General features: G+C 45.7%; 19 protein-coding genes. 7 read left to right on the top strand and 12 right to left on the bottom strand.

Annotated features, from left to right (window positions below; all coding sequences use genetic code 11):
- The first annotated feature begins 346 nt into the window (after positions 1-346).
- Positions 347-2,605, top strand: coding sequence for a T9SS type A sorting domain-containing protein (locus GX441_08070; protein ID NLI98597.1), 2,259 nt, complete (start codon positions 347-349; stop codon positions 2,603-2,605).
- Positions 2,606-2,696: 91 nt separating this feature from the next.
- Positions 2,697-4,961: a T9SS type A sorting domain-containing protein gene (locus GX441_08075; GenBank protein NLI98598.1), complete on the top strand. Its 2,265-nt coding sequence runs from the start codon at positions 2,697-2,699 to the stop codon at positions 4,959-4,961.
- Between the two features lie 63 nt (positions 4,962-5,024).
- Here the strand turns inward: GX441_08075 and GX441_08080 are convergent, their stop codons facing one another.
- Genes GX441_08080 through GX441_08090 form a run of 3 tightly spaced genes read right to left on the bottom strand, consistent with a single transcriptional unit; the run spans position 5,025 to position 7,094 of the window.
- Positions 5,025-5,318 (bottom strand): hypothetical protein, encoded by a 294-nt coding sequence (locus GX441_08080; GenBank protein ID NLI98599.1) that lies wholly within the window; start codon positions 5,316-5,318, stop codon positions 5,025-5,027.
- Positions 5,319-5,376: 58 nt separating this feature from the next.
- Complete coding sequence (locus GX441_08085) at positions 5,377-5,865, bottom strand: hypothetical protein (GenBank protein ID NLI98600.1); 489 nt, start codon at positions 5,863-5,865, stop codon at positions 5,377-5,379.
- Complete coding sequence (locus GX441_08090; protein NLI98601.1) at positions 5,862-7,094, bottom strand: hypothetical protein; 1,233 nt, start codon at positions 7,092-7,094, stop codon at positions 5,862-5,864. The genes GX441_08085 and GX441_08090 overlap by 4 nt, the downstream gene beginning before the upstream one ends.
- Positions 7,095-7,211: 117 nt before the next feature.
- Here GX441_08090 and GX441_08095 point away from each other — a divergent pair, with 117 nt between their 5' ends.
- Positions 7,212-7,745 carry a hypothetical protein gene (locus GX441_08095; protein ID NLI98602.1) on the top strand — a complete coding sequence of 178 codons (534 nt, stop codon included), beginning with the start codon at positions 7,212-7,214 and terminating at the stop codon, positions 7,743-7,745.
- A 178-nt stretch (positions 7,746-7,923) separates the two neighbouring features.
- On the opposite strand, the gene GX441_08100 is transcribed toward GX441_08095, so the two are convergent.
- The 4 genes from GX441_08100 to GX441_08115 form a co-directional block, all read right to left on the bottom strand.
- Positions 7,924-9,465: an alpha/beta hydrolase gene (locus GX441_08100; protein ID NLI98603.1), complete on the bottom strand. Its 1,542-nt coding sequence runs from the start codon at positions 9,463-9,465 to the stop codon at positions 7,924-7,926.
- 187 nt (positions 9,466-9,652) lie between these two features.
- On the bottom strand, positions 9,653-10,660 hold the full coding sequence (locus GX441_08105) for an RnfABCDGE type electron transport complex subunit B (GenBank protein ID NLI98604.1): 1,008 nt from the start codon (positions 10,658-10,660) through the stop codon (positions 9,653-9,655).
- Between the two features lie 3 nt (positions 10,661-10,663).
- Positions 10,664-11,281 carry an electron transport complex subunit RsxA gene (locus GX441_08110; GenBank protein ID NLI98605.1) on the bottom strand — a complete coding sequence of 206 codons (618 nt, stop codon included), beginning with the start codon at positions 11,279-11,281 and terminating at the stop codon, positions 10,664-10,666.
- A 2-nt stretch (positions 11,282-11,283) separates the two neighbouring features.
- Entirely contained in the window at positions 11,284-11,967 is a 684-nt protein-coding gene (locus GX441_08115; protein NLI98606.1) for an electron transport complex subunit E, read from the bottom strand.
- An 85-nt stretch (positions 11,968-12,052) separates the two neighbouring features.
- Here GX441_08115 and GX441_08120 point away from each other — a divergent pair, with 85 nt between their 5' ends.
- Positions 12,053-12,880: a hypothetical protein gene (locus GX441_08120; GenBank protein ID NLI98607.1), complete on the top strand. Its 828-nt coding sequence runs from the start codon at positions 12,053-12,055 to the stop codon at positions 12,878-12,880.
- A gap of 3 nt (positions 12,881-12,883) precedes the next feature.
- On the opposite strand, the gene recO is transcribed toward GX441_08120, so the two are convergent.
- The 5 genes from recO to GX441_08145 all read right to left on the bottom strand — a co-directional run bounded on the left by recO (position 12,884) and on the right by GX441_08145 (position 18,721).
- On the bottom strand, positions 12,884-13,603 hold the full coding sequence (gene recO / locus GX441_08125; protein NLI98608.1) for a DNA repair protein RecO: 720 nt from the start codon (positions 13,601-13,603) through the stop codon (positions 12,884-12,886).
- Positions 13,603-14,943: a magnesium transporter gene (mgtE, locus tag GX441_08130; GenBank protein ID NLI98609.1), complete on the bottom strand. Its 1,341-nt coding sequence runs from the start codon at positions 14,941-14,943 to the stop codon at positions 13,603-13,605. Before mgtE ends, recO begins: the two co-directional genes overlap by 1 nt.
- Before the next feature lie 46 nt (positions 14,944-14,989).
- A complete protein-coding gene (locus GX441_08135) occupies positions 14,990-16,849 on the bottom strand; it encodes a VWA domain-containing protein (protein ID NLI98610.1) in 1,860 nt (619 codons plus the stop codon).
- A 58-nt stretch (positions 16,850-16,907) separates the two neighbouring features.
- Positions 16,908-17,798 carry a DUF58 domain-containing protein gene (locus GX441_08140; protein ID NLI98611.1) on the bottom strand — a complete coding sequence of 297 codons (891 nt, stop codon included), beginning with the start codon at positions 17,796-17,798 and terminating at the stop codon, positions 16,908-16,910.
- A 74-nt stretch (positions 17,799-17,872) separates the two neighbouring features.
- Positions 17,873-18,721 carry a pantoate--beta-alanine ligase gene (locus GX441_08145; protein NLI98612.1) on the bottom strand — a complete coding sequence of 283 codons (849 nt, stop codon included), beginning with the start codon at positions 18,719-18,721 and terminating at the stop codon, positions 17,873-17,875.
- 226 nt (positions 18,722-18,947) lie between these two features.
- On the opposite strand from GX441_08145, the gene GX441_08150 reads away from it, so the two are divergent.
- From GX441_08150 to GX441_08160, 3 genes are all read left to right on the top strand, one after another.
- Positions 18,948-19,322 carry a cyclic nucleotide-binding domain-containing protein gene (locus tag GX441_08150; GenBank protein ID NLI98613.1) on the top strand — a complete coding sequence of 125 codons (375 nt, stop codon included), beginning with the start codon at positions 18,948-18,950 and terminating at the stop codon, positions 19,320-19,322.
- A gap of 181 nt (positions 19,323-19,503) precedes the next feature.
- Entirely contained in the window at positions 19,504-20,079 is a 576-nt protein-coding gene (locus tag GX441_08155; protein ID NLI98614.1) for a hypothetical protein, read from the top strand.
- A 212-nt stretch (positions 20,080-20,291) separates the two neighbouring features.
- Positions 20,292-21,971, top strand: coding sequence for a hypothetical protein (locus GX441_08160; GenBank protein ID NLI98615.1), 1,680 nt, complete (start codon positions 20,292-20,294; stop codon positions 21,969-21,971).
- Positions 21,972-21,993: the final 22 nt, after the last annotated feature.

Genomic DNA, 21,993 nt, shown 5'->3' on the forward strand with positions numbered 1-21,993 from the left:
CATCAGCATCCTCAGACAGTATCGACTGCAGAAGAACATCTAAAGAAATTATTAAATTCGAAGAATACCATATAAGCAACTGCCTAGATTTGTCATAAAAAGACCTTGACAATAATATAGATTTGACTATTATATTATATACGCGCGGGTTAAAGGGCTAAATTGTTTTGATTTCGAAAAAACTGCGCGGACATTCAGGAGGCCAGATTGCTATCATCTAGCAAATATTTCCATGAGTGTAAAGTATTGGAGAAGCGAGCAACGGTAACTATTGAGAAGAAAACTGCTTGCGGAATAAAATAATTAACCAGAGAGTCTTAAACGGACTCGCAAAAAGGAGCATTAGATGAATGCTTTAATGTTTTTATTAGTCCTTGGAGCACTCGAATGGAGGGAGACAACGTTCGAGGATTTCAGGGACGGATCGACCGATCCAATGATGTACACCTCTCACAGAGCACAATACGAGGTAGAACCTGGCTGCGTCGAGTTCTATGCCCGATGGGACGCTGACAACAACGGTTTTTATGACCTGTTCGTGGCAGGCCGAAGCTCCTATGGCCAGAAGCTGTTCATGGGCCAGTCAGGAGCATCATACGATGTCGGGCATACCATAACGTACCTAGATTGCCAGCCGTATTCCGGGGATGCATCCGGCGGTATTGACCTGGCTGACCTCAATATGGATGGTTATCCGGAAGCTATCCATTCAGGTGGCTGGTACTCGCCTGCGGCCTACCTCTATTGGGGAACACCTACAGGCCCTTCACCTTCGAATCCCACCCTCCTGCCTATGCGAACTAACTACGGCAACTGTCACGAAACTGCGTTCGTTTACGATATCGACAAGGATGGATATCTGGATATCACCGTCTGCGGCGGAACAGGAACTCCAAGCCAGAACTACACGCGAATTTTCTGGGGCGACGAGACATTTCTATACTCAGTCTACACAGAACTTCCCTCTGGAATCGGATGCCAGCATAATCTTGAGATGGCCGACCTAGATCATGACGGCTGGGTGGATATGATTATTCCGAATTACGGAACAACCAACGCATCCATTGTCCATTGGAGCGAAGGTAGAAATTACTCCGTTGAAACCCTGAGTCTTTCCCTTCTTGGCGGAACGAGCCTTCACGGTTTGACCATCGCCGATTTCAATAAAGATGAATTGCTTGATATTGTCTTTACCGGCTACTCGAACATCAGCAAGGCCGTCATCTTCTGGGGGAACGAAGACGGATATTCAACAGCGAATACGCTTGTCCTAAACGCTGGCCAATGCTATGGAGGCAGTTCATCGATGGATATAGACTCGGATGGAGATCTGGATATCATATTCCACAGAAACGGCAGTTCCACGACTTATCCAAGACTTTATTTAAACCTCGGGGAATCTCCCTACTTCAAGGATTCAAATCACCCGGATACATGCCGTAACCTCGGTAACGTTCCTGTTAACGGAACAGGTGGATTCACGGCAGACTTCAACTACGATGGAAATCTGGACATATTCCTGAACGCCCACCAATCAGGCAATCCATTCACAGGACAGTCTCCGATACTGTGGGGGCCTCACTACACAAACGTCACCTTCCTGCCTCACCAGGGTTACGATCATCACGGAGTCTTCCGCGAACCAGGCAACGTTTACGACCGCAGTTTCTCGGCCTGGTATTACTCGTCGGTGTTTGACTGCGGCGAAGACTATGACCGGCCCAAGGAAGGCTTGCTCGACTACATAGGATATGAGCCTACGGGGTCAAGGATAGCGTTCAGCATGCGTTCAGGACCCGATTCAATTCCCGATATCTATTGGTCTAAATGGTATCCTGTTGAGAACGGCTACGCTGATCCGCGCTCGTTGACCAGGCGCTACGTTCAGTACAGGGCGGAATTCAGCTATCAGCGGCCTTCATGGCTGCCGTGGCTTGAAGAGATAGGCATCTCATTCCGGGTTCTTAACTTCGGCTTGAAGCTCTGGCCGGACAGCGTTACATCGGCGTCTCCGACGAATTACGCCGACTACAAGTGCAAGCTATGGTATATGGGTGATAACCGAGATTCCTTCCATCTCAATATCCGGGAAGATGTTCTTAAGCCTGACTGGAGAATCGAATTCTGGGATACGCTTTACCTTGACACTATCCCCCACTTTATCAAATTAGACGGTAATATGCAGATTGGCAAGGATACCGCTTTCATCGCCAGGATTTTCGCCCCTCAGAACGCAATCGTAGGCGACTCGAATATCACTATCGTATGGACCAAGACCAGGTACTGCTCAAAGGACATGAAGGATTCAGTCATGCTGATAACCAGAGTGGCCGCCCCTGGCGTTCTGGAAACAAGAATAGTACAACCCGCTCATCTTGAGGCATCAACATTATCCAATACCGGCGTCATTAATTTCTTTATTCCTACAGGCGAAAAAGCTAAACTTGTTGTTTATGACGCTTCTGGCAGACGAATCTATGTAACCCAGATTCAAGGTTCGGGTCAAATTGAATGGTCAACGCCTTCCACGGCTTCAGGGCTTTATTTCGTAAGACTTGAAGGATCTTCTGAAACAATCGTCAAGAAGGTTGTTCTGACCAAGTAAAACAATCGTATAATGACTTAAGTACAAATTGATTAAGGATATCCTCCCGTGAAACAAGGGAGGATATCCTTATGAAAGGAGAAGAATAGGCATGCTCGTGTTATTTTTATTTACAGGAGCTCTTGAATGGACAGAAACAACGGCTGAAGATTTCATTTCCAATCTCGGTCATGACCCTATGCTTTACATCTCGCAAAGGGCTAATCTTGAAACCGTTCCGGGCTGCGTTGAGTTCTTTGCCAGATTCGACGTTAACAACGACGGCTACTATGACGTATTGGCCTCCGATGAAGGAGGCACAACCAGATATTTGAGGCTTTATAAAGGTTCCGCCAGCGGCTTCAATCCATCTGACTCAATTTATTATCGCATATCTTCGGGCGGCGGTGGCTGCGATCTTGCAGATCTCTCTCTTGACGGTTTTGCCGAATTGATTCATTCAGGATATTCAGCGAGACGTATAACTATATACTGGAACGACGGAATCAACGGTCCAAATCCGAATGATACTACCGTTCTTACGCCTCCGAACAACGGCGACCCTGAAACAGTCTACATCTACGACCTCGATAAGGATACTTATCTCGATGTCCTCGCGGCTGACGCTAGCTCGCATCAATTGATTGTATTTTGGGGATTCCCTACCGGGAATCCATCGCGGCCTGTCGGCTATTCGAGCGCCATAGTATCGTCCTTCAATCAAGGCGGCGGAGAACACAATATAGAAGTCGGCGACATAAACAAAGACGGATGGGGCGACATCATAGCGGGCGGCGACAATACGTCCCAGTACAATCACATATACTTTTGGGGTCCCTACAGGACACCGTCTGCAAGATGGGACATTCTTGGCGCTGGAGGTTCGAATCATGGTACGTCGATGGCGGACCTTAACAATGACGGATGGCTTGATATTGTTTTCACTCTCTCATACGCAGGCGGGGGACAGAAAGCCAGGGTATACTTCTACGACCCCGAGTCCGAATCCTATCCGTCAACAAAAACCATACTTCTGACACCCGGATCATGCTACGGAGGTTCAGCGGTTTGGGACTGGGGAGATACGAAGGGTAATCCCTTTCCTGATGGAAACCTTGATATAATATTTTTCAGGGCAGATCCGAACAACAGACGCCCGCCTGTGGTTTACTATAATCAAGGTGAAGAACCTTACTTCTGGGATTCCGACTCGACCACCAAAAATCTAGGCAACTCTAATATAGTTTGTTCTGGCGGCTTTGTAGCCGACTTCAACTACGACGGCTGGTGGGATATCTATCTTAACGCTTACGTAAATCATAAAGCCTCTTACATTCTTTATGGTCCTGATTACCGTATGCAGGACGCCGATTCAGTCCCGGTTAATGCCGATCACCATGGAGTGTTCCGCGAACCGGGCAATATCTATAATCGGAACTACACGGCTTGGTATGACTCCGATATATTCGACTGCGGCGAATACTATGACGGAGCAAAAAACGTAGAAGTCACATATGTCGCAAAAAAACCAGGAACATCTTCGATGGAATTCTACATGCGCTCTGGGCCGGATTCGGTTATCTCTTCAGGCTGGACGGACTGGTCTAAGGTTGAAAACGGACAATGCGACCCCCAGGCTTTGAGGTGGCGATACGTTCAGTACCGTGCTGAATTCTGCTATCCTAAACCAGCATACCTTCCCTGGCTGGAATATGTAAAATTCGCATTCAGACCCCTGGATTTCAAACTCAAGCTTTGGCCGGACAGCATCAAAACCATATCCGCAAGCAACTATACAGATTACTACCTGCAGCTTTACTACAGAGGCGACGAACACGACTCATTCCATTTGAGCGTTCGAGAGGACATCATGAAGCCTGGCTGGCGGGTCGAATACTGGGATACAGCTTATACGGACACTATTCCTAGATACATCAAGATGAAGCCCATCATCCCAAATGGAGACGATACGGCTTTCTACGCAAGGATATATGCGCCTGCAGACGCTCAGGTCGGCGATTCTAACATTACGCTGATTCGCGTTAAAACCAGGTACTGTTCGCGCGAGATGAGGGATTCAGTAATGCTCATAAGCAAAGTTGTTGCGCCAGGCGTTATCGATAGCCGATTAGTCAGACCAGAAGCTTTGACCGTAGAATCGTTTTCAAGCAAAGGATTATTGAGCTACGCTTTATCCCCTGACGAAAAAGGAACTATTCATGTTTTTGACGCTTCGGGAAGACTTTTATACGAACGCGATGTTACGGGTTCCGGAACTCTTGAATGGTCCAATCCCTCAACTCCATCCGGTTTGTATTTCGTAAGGCTTGAAAGACCTTCTGGAATAGTCGTCAAGAAGGCGGTTCTGACTAAATAAAAACTATTTTAACAAGGTAAAAAGTAAAAGTGCAACAGGAGACAGGCGCCTTTTAGGCGCCTGTCATTTTAATTTCTTATATAGATACCAATCCCTGCGTCCGGCTCCCCTGTCTAAATAAATCTCGAACACTTCATCTGAACTTGTCTTTACAAGAAAAACATTGCGGTGACGGCGCATGAGCCAAGTGCGCCTTTTCGGAGAAGCTTCGGAGAAACTGTGATCCTGCCAGCTCTTAATGATTTCCGTGACGCAGAAGCTCTTCTTCGCCCATATGAAACTCACGGGAACAGGCTCATCCTCCATCGTCTCAACCTTTATCTTCTCGCCGACGAACTTGCCTTTCTCGTCAATCATTTTAATAAGGCTTCTCCACTTGTTTCAATCTGAAGTACAATACTAGCAATCCGGATCGTTACTCGTATTCTGACCAGAGAGTTCTCCAGCTTTTCGTATCTCCTGTGTCGGGAGCCTTAACAAGAGCCATTCCGGCAAGATGGCCATCGTCCATTCTCAGGTAAAGCAGGTTTTCTTCAAGGAATACTACATCATCAGAGGACTTAACGCTCCACTGCCCGCCTACAGCAGTTCCTAGGGATATTATCTCATTAAGAGTATCCGGATCGAGAATTTTCTTCAGAATGGCTGTATACGAAGGAGATATCTCCTTCGCTTGCTTCAATTCAGCACTTAGCGAATCTATCTTAGTTCCAAGAATCTTGATTTGTTTAGTTTTTTCTGATAGCTCCTTCTCGAAATTCGTGTGGGATACCGGTCCCAGGAAATAGAAACCAACAGCGCCTATTCCTATTCCAAGCACAAACGCTATTATTCCGATAAGAACCTTGGAAAATCCGCCTTTGCTAGTCGATTTCGTAGGCTCTGATGAATCTGATTCAATCATCTTTCCTCCTTAGTAATTGGTTCTATACCCCAGTATGTACGTCTGGGTATGGTAGTGCTCAAAACTCCAAATGTGAAAGGATCTGCCCATTTAAGCTCAGAAGTAGCAATCAGGGTTTCCTGTTTTGGTTTGGATTTGTTGTCTGAATCTGAATAAACAAGACTGAAGGATGCGCAGCTTGGCGAACATTCGTAGTCGAATTCGGACCACGGTATTGCAAGCTCATAATTGACGCCCTTCTCGCTTTTTGAAAACCCGGCTTTTACGAAAACTCGGGTATCTGAGTCTTCGGGCAGCCAGCGCTCGAGAATCGGTTTTGAGGCCGAACCCTCGGCCAATGCAATCTGCGATACGTAGGGATCCTTGACCCTGTCCCATAACTCTGGATAATAATCCCCGGCTTCACTGACCAGAGAAGTAAGTTTATCAATCCAAAGTTCTAGGTGATCGCAAGACATCAAATCTTCTATCTTCGCGGGTTTGACGTATGAGTCATCAGCGACCTTCACGAAGATGTAGACATTTTCATCGTCGTACAATGCGCGAGTAGACATCCAGCAGTCCTCCTTTCCCTCCCAGGAGTTTCTACCGTAGGTTATCCAGCAGGTGTCAAGTGTTCTGACGCCCTTCCACGCTGCTTCATCATCATTACCATCAATATTGAGGACACCGCCCAGTCTTTCCGCGTAGATTGTCGCATAACTAGCGGTTTTTTCAACGTCATCCCAAATCTTTTCGATGTATCCTATGCCTGTCTCCTCATCAAAGCTAGTTGCGGAACCAAGTCCTGCCACACCACCCGACGAAAATGAACGAGTCCAGAACTTGTTCTGCACAGAATCCCAGGAAAGGATCCACTCGCTGAATTGATTCATTACACCCCGGTGTTGGAATATATCAAGCATACCGCAATCCAGGTCGATTTGGACTGGCGTTCCGTAATCGAATTCGCCTGCTAGAGGTTGATCGACTACCCTTTCAGACGACTTGCCCTTAGAGATGAGAACAAGAATACGGTTGGTTCTGTTTTCTATCTCACCTAGACTCGTTGCGACCTTGTAATAACATAGAGCAATATCACTCTTGCCGTCGACATTAAAGTCTCCTGAGGCGACGCTTTCCTCGTCTATTATCCAGCCCTTCGGAATAAACCTTTCAGCATCCTTGCGAATATCAGCTGAAAGCAAAGATAGGGTTGCAAACGCAAAAACGATGATTGACTTAATCAACTTTACTCCTCCATGGATTTATGAATAATCATATTGACTATTTGCTTTTTTGCAAGTTTTTTAACACAAGTATTGACAAAAGGGTTCTCCAAGTTTTGCTTTAACAAAGGAGGCTTAGTGATAAAGTATATTTCATTTTTTTTGATAGTCTTTGTGGTGGGTTGCGGAAAGGAACGTAAAATCGTTAACACATGGTTCACTCTTGACAACTACGCTATAAGTATAAATGCCGATTCAATCTCGACCGATATTAACGTCTCCCCTTCCGTGCGTATTGCAGCTGACGACACGGTATTCAAGGGCTCACTCAAGCTTACGTTGCGTTACCCTAAAGCCGATGAACGGGCGGATATAGGTTTTATAAGTCTTTTCTCGTCTGCCGAGACAAAAGTAAAACTGCCTAAGGCGAAGTTCGATGTATCCTACCTCTTACTGGACACGCTGATCGAAGACAAGAGCTTCACGAACCCGTTGATAGAAAAAGGCGCATGGGCTGGCGGCTGGCTCTATACACTCAAACCCGGTCAGGAAGTAAAGCTCAAGATTGAAATTCCAAGCCACGCAAAGCTAGTGATAGTGAGAACGCAGATCTACGCTGAGGACGGCAAGACGCTTTTATTGAGATACCTGCACGGGTTCGAGATAGAGTAGCACACGTATTTCTTTGCTTTTTTTAACCACCACAATCGAATGGAATTCCGAGAGATATACTTAAGTTCTAACGCCTTTATACCTCTCCTTTCCAAATTAATAAGAGAGGCTCTATTGAGGCCGTCTTTCGCCGGCTCAATTTCAAATACGATCTTTTCGCCTATGCGAAAAGGAGCAATTACTTGTTATGCAGCTTCTCGTACGGACAGCCGCCGCAGCCGGATGAGGGCTTTTCATTTGAAGGACAATCGGAGGGCGCAGAGGGCGTTTCTTTTTCCGCGTGGTCGCATTCATCCGGAATGGGCTGTTCGAGTATCCAGGCGGTAACGGTGGGTAGGAAGCAAGGCGTGAACTCTTTTGGAAGCTTCGCGTATTCGGAAACAGCACCTGTCTTTGCAGGCTGGAATAGATGGTTAGCCTGGCAGCATATCTTTATGAGATAGTTCTCCTTGCCTGCATCCTTAAAAACCTTCTCAAGTTCCTTCGACTGCGATTCAGCAGGAACCTGCACATCCAGCTTGCCGAAGAATGCAAGCACGCGGCAGTCAACCTTGGCGAGTGTAGGACGCGGGTCGTATTCAACAAAATACTTCATCCATGGACTCTTGATGAACTCCATCTGCGCATCGGCAACATTCTTGGCATACTTGTTTATGTTGCCCAGAGCGCTGCGCTCTTCCTTAGGCATTGCCTTGGCTTCTTTAATCGCGGCCTTGCGTATCTCTTCCCTAAGCTCATCGAAACCGGTTCCAGACTTTATGGCATCAAGCACTTTCTGCTGAAGCACAAGGTTTTCCTTAATGTCCTCTTCGCTTCTGCCCTCCGCCTTTGCAACCATTGCGGCCTGTTCCTTGAGCAGCTCCTCGCCTTTTACTGCCGGTCCGGCCATCATCACGATGAACGCAACATCCCTGTGCTCGGAAGCAACCATGGGAGCAATGATGCCGCCTTCGGAATGACCGATTATGCCGATATTTTCCGGGTCGATCTCAGGGCGCGTTTTGAGATACTCAAACTGAGCAACTGCATCGTCATAAAAATCCCTGCTTGTTGCCTTTGTCCGGTCTCCGATGGATTTTCCAGCGCCGCGATCGTCGCACCGAAGTACTGCTATGCCCTTACGTGATAGATGGTCGGAAATAACCTTGAAAACCTTAAAACCCAACACATCTTCGTTTCTGTCCTGGGAACCGCTCCCGGTTATCATCAGTACGGCAGGGAACGGACCAGCCCCATCTGGAATTGACAGGGTTCCTGCAAGTGTTACTTGCTCGTTGACCTTTACGGATACTTCTTCTTCCTTATAAGGAGGAGGAGGTGTCGCCTCTTTTTTTGAAGGTTCGAGGAAGAAAGTTCCATTGGCTGCACCCTGTTTGAAGACACCCTCAATTCGCTTTTCTTTTAAGGTTCCATCATAAACAGCTCTGCTTATTTGAGTAGGCAGTTCAAAATGTATCTTCTGACCGTCATATTGAATACCTTCAAGCTTCAAACCATAGGCGCCCTGCATGGGTATATCAATACTCGCCTTAAGGGTATCATTTTCCGTAAAGAACTTCACCAGCATGCCTATCTCGGCACCTTTAATTTGTATAGGTCCCTCCCACTCTCCGAGAAGAGGTTTTACGTCTCCGGTCACCTTGTACTTTGCAGAACCCGCACAAGCGACCAAAGGAAGAAACATTATAATCGCTAAAACACCAGCTTTTAAATTTCTCATTGACTACTCCTTTGTCCAATTTTTATGATTTCTATACAACAGAACAAGATAGTTTATTCATAACAACGAATATATCAACCTTTTACGTATATGAAAGACTTCTGCTTCTCTCATGATTGATAATCCTTGGGTCGTAAGACTTTCAATTCTAATATATTCAGGTTGTTAGTGAAAATATCAGCCGTAACTAAACGACCGGAACCCGAGTCTTACTCGGTTGTGTACAGGCGCCTGTTGGACAAGCCTTGACGCATTCACCGCATCCAACGCATTTTTCAGATGAGACGATGTGAATCTGGCCTTCCTCGCCTTCAATAGCCTTGAATTTACATACTTGAGTACAGGCATGTTTTCCTTCGCACTTGGAAGGCTCAATCTCCGCCTTGGGTCTTGGAGCCGCGTAATCGACGTACGAGCTCTTAACCGGGCATTTCTGATAGCATATACCGCAATCGACGCACTTTTCGAGATTCATTACCGGCAGGTTGTTGACCATATCAAGCGCACCATAAGGACACATCTTTACGCATATTGAACAAGCATGACATCCTTTAGAGCAAGCATCCCTCACGGCTTTACCTTTATCGAGAGAATTGCAAGCCAGGTATACTTCCTTGGATATCGGTATGAGCTTGAGGATATTCTTGGGGCAAGTCTTTACGCAGATTCCGCAGCCGGTGCATTTTTTGCGGTCAACCAACGGAAGACCCTCAGGTCCCATATGAATCGCATCAAAGGGACAGACAAGCGTGCAGTCCCCGAATCCGAGACAGCCGTATGAGCATGCCTTTGTTCCGCCGCCGATGAGGTTGGAGGCTCTGCAGGTCCTGACGCCTTTGTAGTCTGCAGACTGCGCAACGATGTCGGAACCGCCCTGACACAGCAGAAACGCGACTTTTGGTTCGCCTCCGGAAACTTCGATACCCATTATCTCACCTATCTTTTTGGCTACGCCTGAGCCGCCCACCGGGCATGCATCCGCAGGCGCGTCGCCTTTTGCCACTGCAGCTGCATAAGCATCACAACCAGGATACGAGCAACCTCCGCAGTTCGCGCCAGGAAGAACCGAGCGGACCTTCGCCTCAAGAGGATTGGGCTGAACGAGAAAAACCCTGTTAGCAAGAATCAGCATAAGCACAAGAAGCACACCTAAACCACCCATTAGCGCTGCAGCTATCCAGAGAATAGTAACCATGATTTAAATCCCGAAAAGGTTGGCAAAGCCGAAGAAAGCAAGTGAAACCAGCGAAGCCGCGATGAACGCTATAGGATATCCTTTGAATGACTTGGATATCGGAGCCAGTTCAAGTCGTTCCCTTAAAGCCGCGAAAAGAATCATTACAAGACCGAAGCCTGTTCCAGTACCAAGGGCAAAGACTGTACCCTGTATGAAGCTGAAGCTGCTATCAATCACGATGAATGCCACACCGAGAATGGTGCAATTCGTGGTGATAAGGGGAAGATAAATGCCCAGAGCCGAATAGAGAACCGGCACGTACTTCTTTAAAAACATCTCGAGGAGCTGCACAAGCGCCGCTATGACGAGAATGAAAGAAAGTGTTCGCAGAAACACCACGCCGCCCGGAAGAATGCTCCCTAGGAGAACCGAATGAGGAGCAAGAGCCAAATAGTAGATTCCCCAGGTGATCCAGGTTGACATCACCATTACGAAAAGCACTCCCCCGCTCATACCTATGGCTGTCGAGAGTCTCGTGGATACTCCGAAGAACGGGCAAAACCCCAGGAACCGGATTAGGACGATGTTGTTGACGAATATCGAACCTATGAGAATTGCAATTAAAGAGTTGGGTACCATATCTAGCCTACCCTTTTAAATATCTTGTTTATGCCGGCCTTGAGCAAGCCAATTACAAAGAAGGCGCCCGGAGCAAGACCGAAGAATAGGATGGGGTTCTCACGAAACCCCTGAGGCATGACCGGCATCTTGAACCAAGAACCTTTTCCTAAAAGCTCGCGTATCGTACCCATAAGAACTATAGCCACGGCAAAACCGAGTGATTTGTTTATGCCGTCGAGAAAAGAGCCCCAGACGCCGTTCGTGTAGGCATATGCCTCGGCGCGACCAAGGATGATGCAGTTGACAACAATCAAGGGTACGAAAATACCCAAAACCCTGTACAACGCAGGCTGGTATGCCTGCATCACATAGTCTATTATCGTAACAAACGTGGAGATGATGACGATGAATACTGGAATTCGAACCTCGTTTGGAATAATCTTGCGGAGCATTGAAATAACCACGTTGGATAGTACGAGAACAAACATCACTGCGGCGGACATGCCTGCCGCATCGAAAGCGGTTCCAGACGTGGCCAGCGTAGGACAAAGACCGATCATTAAGATGAGCACGGGGTTATCAAGTATTATGTCCTTGAAGAATTTGACAAACCCAGACTCACCCTTCTGTTTTTCGAGCACTTGAACTTGCTCAGCACCCTCTTGGAGGGCGAGCGGCTCTTGGGATTCAGCTTGGGTATTCATATTGGGAACAAGTATACACTAGCTAATTATATTGTCAAGAATAACGCAAGGATTGACCAATTATGAATTTCGTGTAACATAGGACATGCAAAAAAACATCTTATTGGTTTTAATGACGATCCTTTTAGTGGGATTCTCCGGTTGCACAACCTTTAACCGGGACGAGGCAGTGGAATCCATTAAAGATATTATCTATTCAGAAAACACTCGACTCCCCAGAGCAGGTATTGAGATAGTTGCGTCATTTCAGGATACTATAATGCTGGACTCGCTCTGCAGACTCGAGGAAATGAATTTTTCGACCACTCTTGCTTCGGATTCTCTAAACTTCGTTTTCAAACAAACATCAAGAAACGACAGCTTAATAACTATAGGTGATTCCTCGATTGTGACCATTCTGCGGTCTTATTCCGGGATAATGGAGTCAAAGATACGATCGATTGATAATGACAGTTCGAGGACGATTGAGAAGAGTTTTTCGAGCCAGCGCAGTCAGTATGCCCTCTTTACCGACAACGACGGATGGAACCTCTCAGGTTATTCCTTTGCTGAAGAACGTTCGGACACCAATACAACTCAGATATTCTCCCTCAGCATAAAAACCAGTACCCTTGACACTACACTATATTCAACGGCATCAATCTCTCCACTTGCAGACCTGCCAGTCATCTTAAAAGGGACGCCTCTTTCATTAGTGTTGAGGACTGCGGCTGATACCAGCGAATTAGTCTGTCTTGTCTTGTCGGATAACGTCGTGCGGTTTCGCCCTAAACCCGGCGAAAGCAAACACTGGACAGCAGAAACGACAATGGGCCCGGGAAGCCTTGTGATAGCGATTTTTAGTAAAAATGCGCTCCTGGATGAAACTTACCCTGCAGATTTCGATTTCTGGGTCGTTCCTTATTCCGAGTAGAATTTAAAGTACGAGCTTCGGATCTGCGTGAAGATGATATACTGCATACTGACGTAGCAGCTTTGAAATTAATGGCGTGATGCTATTGTATTTTTTAGACAAGTTTTCAACCGAAAATTCCGATAATTCGTAAAGCATTATTCTTTCTTGTTTCGTAAGGTACAGTGTTGAATCCTCTTTCGAGTGCTCGCTGCACAAAAAACCACCGCTCACAATGGAGAACTTACCCTCCGTTTTCTTTCCGCAAATAACGCACCTTTCGTCTATTCCTGGATGATAACCTACAGTGGATGCGGTATGTAAAAGGTAATACTCGAATAGATAACCAATGCTGTTTCCTTTATCCATTGCATTAAGAAGTGACACGGTTAGATTGTAGAGTCCGGAGTTAGACTCTCCCGGATGGGAGATGTGGGAAAGGAATCCAAGAACCCGATAAAGCAGCTTAAGACTATCCCTGGATTCCCTTAGCTTTTGATGAGATACAATAATATCTGCAGAAGACAGCGTCAACAGATTCTTGTTTTCGCGTTCATAATAAATAAGCGAGAGCTCGGTTCCAGGTTCAAGGCTTGCTCCGAACTTGGACCCCGGTCTTCGAGCCCCATGCGCTAGGACATCAATCCTTCCTGACTTGCGCGTGAATATCACGGCAATTTTCGAGGACTCCCTGAAAGGTCTTGAAGACAAAACCAGACCTTCGGTACGAGTGATTTTAGACATTACGCTGGAAAGAACCTTAAAGCAAGGGCGGCAAGTCCAAGAAGCGTTAAAAACCCCAATGTATCAGTTGTAGCCGTTAAGAGAATCCCGGAAGCTATAGAAGGATCTAATTTTAACTGGCGAAGCAGCATTGGAACGAGAGTGCCTATGAATCCTCGAAGAAGTATGTTCATTGTCAGAGCCAGGAAAACAAGAGGTGAGAGGATTACTGGAAATTTGAAAAGAAACGCTCCTGCACCCACAAGAATGCCTGCCCCGAGACCAAGAAGCAAACAAGTAAGTATCTGCCGTCGCAGCAGACGCCAGGCATCCGCCGTTGTTATTTCGCCGAGCGCAAGACTTCTTGCGACCATCACTACGGTCTGCGTGCCGGCATTCCCGCCTATTCCTGCAACAATTGGAGGAAAAACCGTAATAAGAGACTTGATTGTCGATTGGAATAAACCTACAACGGCTGCCGCGATAGAAGCCGTGACAAGATTGACAAAAAGCCATGGAAACCTGCGTATGGCTGACATGCCTGGCGATTCAAAAAGCGAGGTTTCTCTACCAACGCCTCCTGATCTATAAATATCCTCGGCAGCCTCTTCCTGGATAACGTCTATGATATTGTCTATCGTTATTATTCCACGGAGCTTATCCTGTTCGTCCACAACAGGAAGCGCCGGCATGTCAGATTTCTGAGCCTTTGCCGCTACACTCTCCTGGTCCTCCGGAACAAAGACCTTGGCGGGAAAAGGTTCCATCAAATCTTTAATCTTAGCTTTAGGAGTGTTAAACAAGAGCTTTTCCATTCGGAGGGAGCCTTCGAATCCGCCTTTCCTGTCGGTCACAAAAAGTATGCTTGCGTAAGCGGCCTCTCTTTTTTGACGCCTGAGCCTTGATATGACTTGTTTGACTGTATGGGAAGTATACGCCTGTATAAAGTCTACGGACATAATCCAGCCTGCGGTGACCTCAGGGTATTGAAGCAGCTCTCCAACGTCACGCCTGTCTTCAGCAGGAAGCCTCGATATTACCGCTTGCCTGTCCTCCGGCTCCATATCGGCAAGAATATCGGCTGCATCATCGGAATCAAGCTCTTTGACAAGCTGCGATATCCTGTCGTTTTCCAGCTCACCCAGTATGATGTTTCTTGTCGCGTCGTCTATCTCAAGAAGCACATCTGCTGCTTGATCCGTATCAATCAGATGAAAAAAGGCAATCAGGGAATTTCTATCCAGACGTTCCGGAAGTCTTGCCAAATGATGTGGAGGCGGCCGCTCAATAAGATTTCGTATCCCGGCATTTTTGCCTTCTTTGATTAGTTCTTGTATGCGTGCGAGGAAATCGCCATCCATTCGTCAATCATAGTTGGCGGATATGAATTGTCAAGAATATATTCTTCTACACGAGTATAAGGATGAACTCTACGACAAGAGAAGCAAGAGCTAGAATCAAAAGAAGGTAAGAAAGATTCCTCGGCAGCGAAGCGTATAGCGGAAACACCTTGTACCCATTCTTTTCAATTTCGTATTGGTTGATTCTGGAAGTTGAAGATTCGCGAGGGTCGTGATTGATTGTAAAACGTTGATTTGCTATGCGGTAGAATCCAGGTTCATAGGTATAAGGGAAAACGACTTCGAACCTCTTACCGTTGAATAAAGGTTTCAATTCGTATTGAACGGATGGTGTTTCGACAATAACAGGATTATCATTCGAAGTAACAACCTTGACAGTATCACCTACGTTGTGATTGGAGCTAGAGGCATCATTCAAAGCATACTCGGAAATTCGATATACCATTGCCGGGAAAACCGAGCGATAGATAATATTGGTATTCTCGGGTGTGAATCTGGTAGTAACGATTATTATTCCTGTAGGGTTGTTCCTGAATATGAAAGGCTCTCCTGAACTGAAGGATACCAGTACTCTGCCTTTTGAAGGTTTAACCCTGCTATAATTCCAAATCCTTATCTCTCGGAGATCGTTATCATCAATCTGGGAGAAAAGATCGGAGTTTGAAAGTACTTCGAAGGCATTACCCGCCTCCGTAAAATCCGTTTCCCCGGATACGTCAAATATCCCGGGAACGTCTTTAATCCCCTCGCCAAGAAGGGCGATAACAGGCAATCCTGATGATGCTGCTTCCTTTATTGCCTCAGATATATCGTTGGTTCCGTCGCATATCAACAAAGAGTAAATTTCTTGAGACAACCCTGGAAGCTGAGCTTGCGGTATCCTTTCAACGTCGAACCCACCGCTTGCCTCTAGGGCTAGCTTGAGAAAGTCGGATTTTTCATCACCAACCAGAGCTACTCTGACCCGCTCGTTGTTTCTAGGCAGAATATAATACTCGTCATCCTGGGGTATTGAGTCCGCATCAAGATTAATTTTCAGGTTTTCAGTCACAGATTTCAGGTCAAATTGAATTTTTTTTGACCCGTTACCCATATTCACCAAGAGTTGGTCTATTGTCTCAACGCCATCCTTAAGAACAACTTGATTGTCTATTCTTCCGCCGTTTCTTGAAAGCTCCACCTGGATAATCTGCCGCTCTCCAGGCAAAGGATATTCAGGAACAAGTTTCATGCCTGTAATCGATGCATTTTCCGGGGAAGGACGGTTATCAAGAAAGAACATGACTTCGCAATCCAAGGGATTCTTGACTTTGCGGACGAATTCAAGCGCTCGCTCCTGCCCGTCAGATACCACGGCTATGATTCCTTTCTTGGTTGGGTTTTCTTTGATTAGTTCTTGCGCATTCGACCAGGCTGAGCTAATATCCCTACCACTGTAAGAAGCAGTCGTTTTCTCTATCTTTTCCCTGATGAATCGGGGTTCGTCCCAGCTTGTATCAGAGAAGGAACCCGAAGAGGTAATCAGAGCCGCTCTGCTTTGGGGAGACAACTCGGAAAGAAGCCGCAGCGCCGTCTGTTTTAAGTCATTAAATCTGGATGCAGTAGAGTATGAATCGTCCAGAATCACGACCAGATCGGCTTTTTTTCCCGTAAACGGCAGGCTGCCTTTCCAGGAAGGACCTGCAAGGGCCAGCACCAGAAAAAGAAGAAACAACGATCTGAGCAGGAGAAGAAGCCAGTCGCGGAGATTGAGCCACCTGAAACGACTCTCATGCATACGCCTTAGAAAGAATAAAGAGCTGAATTCCTTCTGTTTGAGTCTCGCTCTGCTGAGCAGGTGAAGTATCAAAGGACCCGCAGCAATAGGAAGAAACAGAAGAAACCATGGTTGAGCGAAACCAATCAAAACGACGCCTCCGATAACGCGGAAGCAAAACCTTTAAGCATGCCCGGATTCGACATGATCATTTGAGTCTTCTCCTCTTTTCGAGATATCGAAACAAGGCATGATCAAGGCTTTGATCGGTCAAGATTGGATTATAGTCAATTGACTGCTCGTTGCAGGCGGATTTTATGAGCGAGCGGTAAGCATTCAGGGCTTTTTCGTATTCCTTTCTTACAAGACGCGGGTCAAGCCCAATCTCTTTCCTTGTTTCCATGTCCACGAATCTGAATGGCGTTGAAAAATCAAATTTATCTTCCCTCGGGTCAAGGATGTGGAAGATTATGACCTCGTGCTTGCGATGCCTGAAGTGACGTAGCGCAAGAAGTATCCTTTCCGGCTCATCAAATAAATCTGAAAGTATTATTATGAGGCCTCGCTTACGGGTATGCTCGGCAAGATAATGAAGACTCTCGGAAATATTCGTCTCTCCCCCGGGTTTGAGATTCTCAAGTCTCGATAGAATCATTTTGAGATGATTGGCGGTTGAACGAGGAGGTATAAGCTCTCTTATCTTTGTATCGAAAGTCGCGAGGCCTACCGCGTCTTTCTGTCTGGTGAGAAGGTACGAAAGGGCAGCCGCAAGAGTCGTAGCATAATCAAGCTTGGAAAGGGCTCCGGAGCAATATCCCATCGATGCGGAAGCATCAATCAAGAACATAGCCCTGAGATTTGTCTCCTCCTGGTATTCTCTTACATAATACCTGTCGCGTTTTGCATAGACCTTCCAATCTATGCGGCGAGGTTCATCGCCAGGTATATAAGACCTGTATTCTGAGAATTCCACCGAAAAACCTTTATAAGGAGAATGATGCAGACCTTCAAGAAACCCTTCCACCACCAGCCTTGCCTTTATATCAAGCCCTCTCAGACGTGCAAGTGTCTCCGGACTAAGAAGTTCTTCCCTTTTCATTTTTATTTGACTAAATCCACGTTAAAGTAATCATTTCGTACAACTGCTTTTAATGTTATAAGTCGGAATCATATTCAAGCAATAGAGCAAAGGCGGTTGTCAATCAATCTTGCCTTACCGAACTTAACTGCCAGAGCAAAAAGCACCGGTCCGTCAATTTTTTTTACGTTTTGGAGACTCTCGGGGTCGACGGCCGAAACGTAATCGATTCTATCCGGTTTAGAGGAGGCGATTAATTCGGATATCTTTTTTAATATGACTTCACAATCCCTTTGGCCTTGCTTAACCATCCTCTCAGCCTCATCAAGAGACCGGTTGAGAACAAGCGCTCGCGTGCGTTCATCTTGAGAAAGATAAATGTTGCGTGAACTCATGGCAAGCCCGTCCTCTTCTCGAACTATGGGACAAACTTCGATATGGATGTCGAAGTTTAAGTCTTTAACCATCCGGCGTATTACCGCCTGCTGCTGCCAGTCCTTGGCTCCGAAGTACGCTCGGTTGGGTTTCGTGATGTTAAAAAGCTTGGCCACCACTAAAGCAACACCCTCAAAATGACCCTTGCGCTGAGCGCCGCACAATCCATCAGTCAGGCGGTTTATGAATAAATGCGTCAGACTGGGTTCAGGGTACATCTCCTGCACGGACGGATAAAACAAAACATCCGTTTTTTCCTTTTCCAGAAGATACCGGTCGCTTGCAAAATCCCTGGGATATGTCGATAAATCCTCGCACGGGCCGAACTGCACCGGGTTAATGAAGATACTCGCTACGGTGATGTCATTCTCCTTTACGGCTGTGCGAACAAGGGAAAGATGACCCTCGTGCAAGAAACCCATCGTAGGAACAAACCCTATGGTCTTTCCTTTCGCCCTTGCGTTCTCTGAGAATTCACGCATATCATTGATAGAAGTGATAACGTCCATATCTATCCATATTAATCGGAAGAAACATGATGTCAACGTACAGAACGTTTTCGAAAAATCACAAGGAATTGTATTAAATCCAAACAGTCCAAATCCTGCGTATCTGCTTAGTCCATTTCTAAGTGAAAGAAAATGATAACATATATACACAACAATCTGGCAACGAAATTGCTAAGGAGTTAAGATATAAGTATGGGGTGGGATAACTCAAAAGATGAGGTTGTAAATGGACAGACTATCATCATACGAGAGGAATCTCGCTCCAGGGGAAGCAGTGTACAAACAGGGTGAAAAAGGAAGGGAGATGTATTTCGTAAGAAAAGGAAGGATTAAAATCTTTGCTACGAACTGGGGTAGAGAAACGCTTCTTTCTACGGTCGACGAAGGAGGTTTCTTTGGAGAAAACGCGCTTATAGACAATATGCCGCGCCCGCATTCAGCTGTGGCCATTGAAGAAACAGAACTCTTGGTCATAAACGAGGAGTCTTTTCAGACCATACTTACTTCGAATCCCGTGCTGAAGTACATTATTGAGATGTTAATCCAGCGTTTGAAAGAAGTTTCCTCTCTTGTCTACGATAGTGAAAGTATAAGTATATAGGTAAAGAGACCGTTTAAAATCTCTGTTTTAACTCTCTGCAATCTGTTCTGAATCAATACAGCTTCCGGATGAAAATCAAACATTCGATAGAAACCATCCCCCTTATTCCCTGCCTTTTTAACTCACGCAGTTCAATGTATTCTCCTTGACACTTTAAATAATATCAATATTCTTATGACTAATGAGTAGACCCTGGGATGAGCTCCGGACAAGAGGAATAACCCTGGTTGCTATGACTAAATATCTTATCGAAAAGTTTGGAGAAGAAGAAGCCCTTAAGGTGATATCGGCTTTGCCGCCCAGGGAATCAAAAGAGATTGTCGGTGCGAAGAAGAGCGAGTGGTATCCTTTTGAAACCCAACGCCTCTTGAGGGAAGCGATTATTTCCAACGTGAATGCTCTCGAACCTCTTGACGTAACTTATCAATTAGGTTATTTTACCGCTCAATGGGAACTTTCAACATTCCTTAAAGCTCTATTCACCTTCATCCCTATCAAGACGATTCTGAAGCAATCCGCGGCCCTATGGGGCAAATACTACGACAAAGGCAAAATGACGGTTGCAAACTTCGAAAAAGGTTCTGCATTACTTGAACTTCGCGAGTTCCCTTGCGATGAATATTTTCATCAATTGACAACATCGTGGATGATTGTAGCGCTTGAAACCATCGGCGTAGAAAATCCTAAAGTTTCCTATAGTTCTGACTCTTCCGCCACGCCGCCAATACTCAGGTTTTTGCTTTCATGGGATACATAGCCTGAATTTATCGAAAATGACATTTTTATCTGTTTTCTAAGAACAAAATCAAATGCAACTTACACTTCAACGGATTTTACCCCTCTTGACAAGCTTGTCCATTTGTTTATACTTAAACTTAATTAGGAATCAATCTTAATTACTCCAAAAGCAGGAGTCTTTCTGCAAGGGCAAAGGAAATTTTAAAAACAAAAAGCAGAGGAGAAAAAATCATGAGAGTGGTAATAACTCTTACAATGCTGTTAGGGGTTAGCACTCTGTTTGGCGCGAAACTCAACATTATCTGGAACGAAACAAGAGACGTAGCAAATAATGATTGCCCTTTCGGAATTGCCGTAGATAGTTCAAAGGAAAGATGTATTTATGTTGCCGGAAAAGCAGACTCGGGAAGCTCGAGTTCTCAGACATTAAAATACAGCGACAACGGAATTTATCAATGGATTAAACCTTTCACTGCGAGTCCTACCGAAGCGTGCGATGTAGCCGCCCTGCAGGATTTCGCCTATGTAGTCGGATATCGGTTCAACGGCGAAAACAACGATCTTCTCGTAGTAAAATACGGCTCAAATGGTGATACTGTGTGGTCAAGACGATACGACACAGGCATAAACGAACAGGCAACCGGTGCGGCAGTTGACGGGATGAATCTTTACGTTACAGGCTTCACATCCGACCTTACAGGTACAAATGCAAACTTCCTGACCATGAAATATACGTTGGATGGAGATACAGTATGGACGAGGACATATAACGTTTTAGGATACGATGTTTCGAATGCGATTACAATAGACGAGGATAATGTTTACGTTGCAGGCTACACTCAGAATAATACAACGGATGATTTCAGGGTTATCAAGTACAGCAAACAAGGCAGTCTTCAGTGGAACAGAACTTATGATAGCGGCAAGGACGACGAAGCTCAGGGAATAGCCATTGACAATGTCGGCTGTATCTATGTAACAGGCAAGGCAAGCCTATCAAATATTGGAGATTTCTATACCGTAAAGATCGATGACGACGGAGATTTAATTTGGTCGAAGTTTTACAGCACCCCTAACGATGAAGGCGCTCAAGGCGTCTCGTTCTACAAGAGCCGCATCTATGTAACAGGTTATTCAAAGAATCAGAATGATTGCGACTTCCTTACAATAAGGTACAATCCCGGCGGCGATTCAGTTTGGACAAGCAGGTACGACAGCGGCGATGACGATATAGCTTACGACATAACCACTAATTCCAATTACATCTATTTAACAGGTATATACGATAACGGCATCAATTCGGACTTCAGGGTAATGAAGCTTGAAGAAAAAGAAGTTCAGCTATCGTTGCCAAACGGCTCAGAACAGCTGGTTATTGGTTCAAAGTACGATATTAAATGGAATTGGATAAGCGATATAGACAGTGTCCTTCTTGAATTCAGGAATGAATCAACCGGTGATCTGGACACCATTGGAGTTGTCCCTAACACAGGCGCTTATTCATGGACTGTTCCGAATAAACCGGGCTATCTTACAAAAGCCTTCGTCTCCGACCCGACTGACTATCTGGAAGTCAGGGATTCTAGCGACAGTTACTTCACAATTGCTTCTACAGGTTTAGAGGAAGCTGCGCCTTCGGCCGCAACTAATCTTTTCGTGGAGCAGGATGCCTCGAATCAAGTTTTGATTCATTACGTAATTGCAAACACTTCATCAAACCCCCAGTTGAGGATCTTTTCTGCGGACGGAAGAATGCTTAATGATCTGACTCACAAGATGCTGGCTTCAAAGGGAACGATTTCATGGAACTTCAGGGATTCCAAAGGCGACATAATGGCAAAAGGAGTGTATTTCATAGAACTAAATGCTACTGGTTATTCTTGCACTGCAAAAGTCGTTAAAATCCAATAAGCCTTGAGGTTGACATAGGGTT

This window comes from bacterium (genome assembly GCA_012517375.1).
Lineage (GTDB): Bacteria > Hydrothermota > Tepidihabitantia > B3-TA06 > B3-TA06 > JAAYVC01.

What these genes read in the sequence shown, in the direction of transcription:
- GX441_08070 (NLI98597.1), top strand. Translation starts at nt 347, where the DNA reads ATGAATGCTTTAATGTTTTTATTAGTCCTTGGAGCACTCGAATGGAGG.
- GX441_08075 (NLI98598.1), top strand. Translation starts at nt 2,697, where the DNA reads ATGCTCGTGTTATTTTTATTTACAGGAGCTCTTGAATGGACAGAAACA.
- GX441_08080 (NLI98599.1), bottom strand. Translation starts at nt 5,318, where the DNA reads ATGATTGACGAGAAAGGCAAGTTCGTCGGCGAGAAGATAAAGGTTGAG.
- GX441_08085 (NLI98600.1), bottom strand. Translation starts at nt 5,865, where the DNA reads ATGATTGAATCAGATTCATCAGAGCCTACGAAATCGACTAGCAAAGGC.
- GX441_08100 (NLI98603.1), bottom strand. Translation starts at nt 9,465, where the DNA reads ATGAGAAATTTAAAAGCTGGTGTTTTAGCGATTATAATGTTTCTTCCT.
- GX441_08105 (NLI98604.1), bottom strand. Translation starts at nt 10,660, where the DNA reads ATGGTTACTATTCTCTGGATAGCTGCAGCGCTAATGGGTGGTTTAGGT.
- GX441_08110 (NLI98605.1), bottom strand. Translation starts at nt 11,281, where the DNA reads ATGGTACCCAACTCTTTAATTGCAATTCTCATAGGTTCGATATTCGTC.
- GX441_08115 (NLI98606.1), bottom strand. Translation starts at nt 11,967, where the DNA reads ATGAATACCCAAGCTGAATCCCAAGAGCCGCTCGCCCTCCAAGAGGGT.
- GX441_08120 (NLI98607.1), top strand. Translation starts at nt 12,053, where the DNA reads ATGCAAAAAAACATCTTATTGGTTTTAATGACGATCCTTTTAGTGGGA.
- recO (NLI98608.1), bottom strand. Translation starts at nt 13,603, where the DNA reads ATGTCTAAAATCACTCGTACCGAAGGTCTGGTTTTGTCTTCAAGACCT.
- mgtE (NLI98609.1), bottom strand. Translation starts at nt 14,943, where the DNA reads ATGGATGGCGATTTCCTCGCACGCATACAAGAACTAATCAAAGAAGGC.
- GX441_08140 (NLI98611.1), bottom strand. Translation starts at nt 17,798, where the DNA reads ATGAAAAGGGAAGAACTTCTTAGTCCGGAGACACTTGCACGTCTGAGA.
- GX441_08145 (NLI98612.1), bottom strand. Translation starts at nt 18,721, where the DNA reads ATGGACGTTATCACTTCTATCAATGATATGCGTGAATTCTCAGAGAAC.
- GX441_08150 (NLI98613.1), top strand. Translation starts at nt 18,948, where the DNA reads ATGGACAGACTATCATCATACGAGAGGAATCTCGCTCCAGGGGAAGCA.
- GX441_08155 (NLI98614.1), top strand. Translation starts at nt 19,504, where the DNA reads ATGAGTAGACCCTGGGATGAGCTCCGGACAAGAGGAATAACCCTGGTT.
- GX441_08160 (NLI98615.1), top strand. Translation starts at nt 20,292, where the DNA reads ATGAGAGTGGTAATAACTCTTACAATGCTGTTAGGGGTTAGCACTCTG.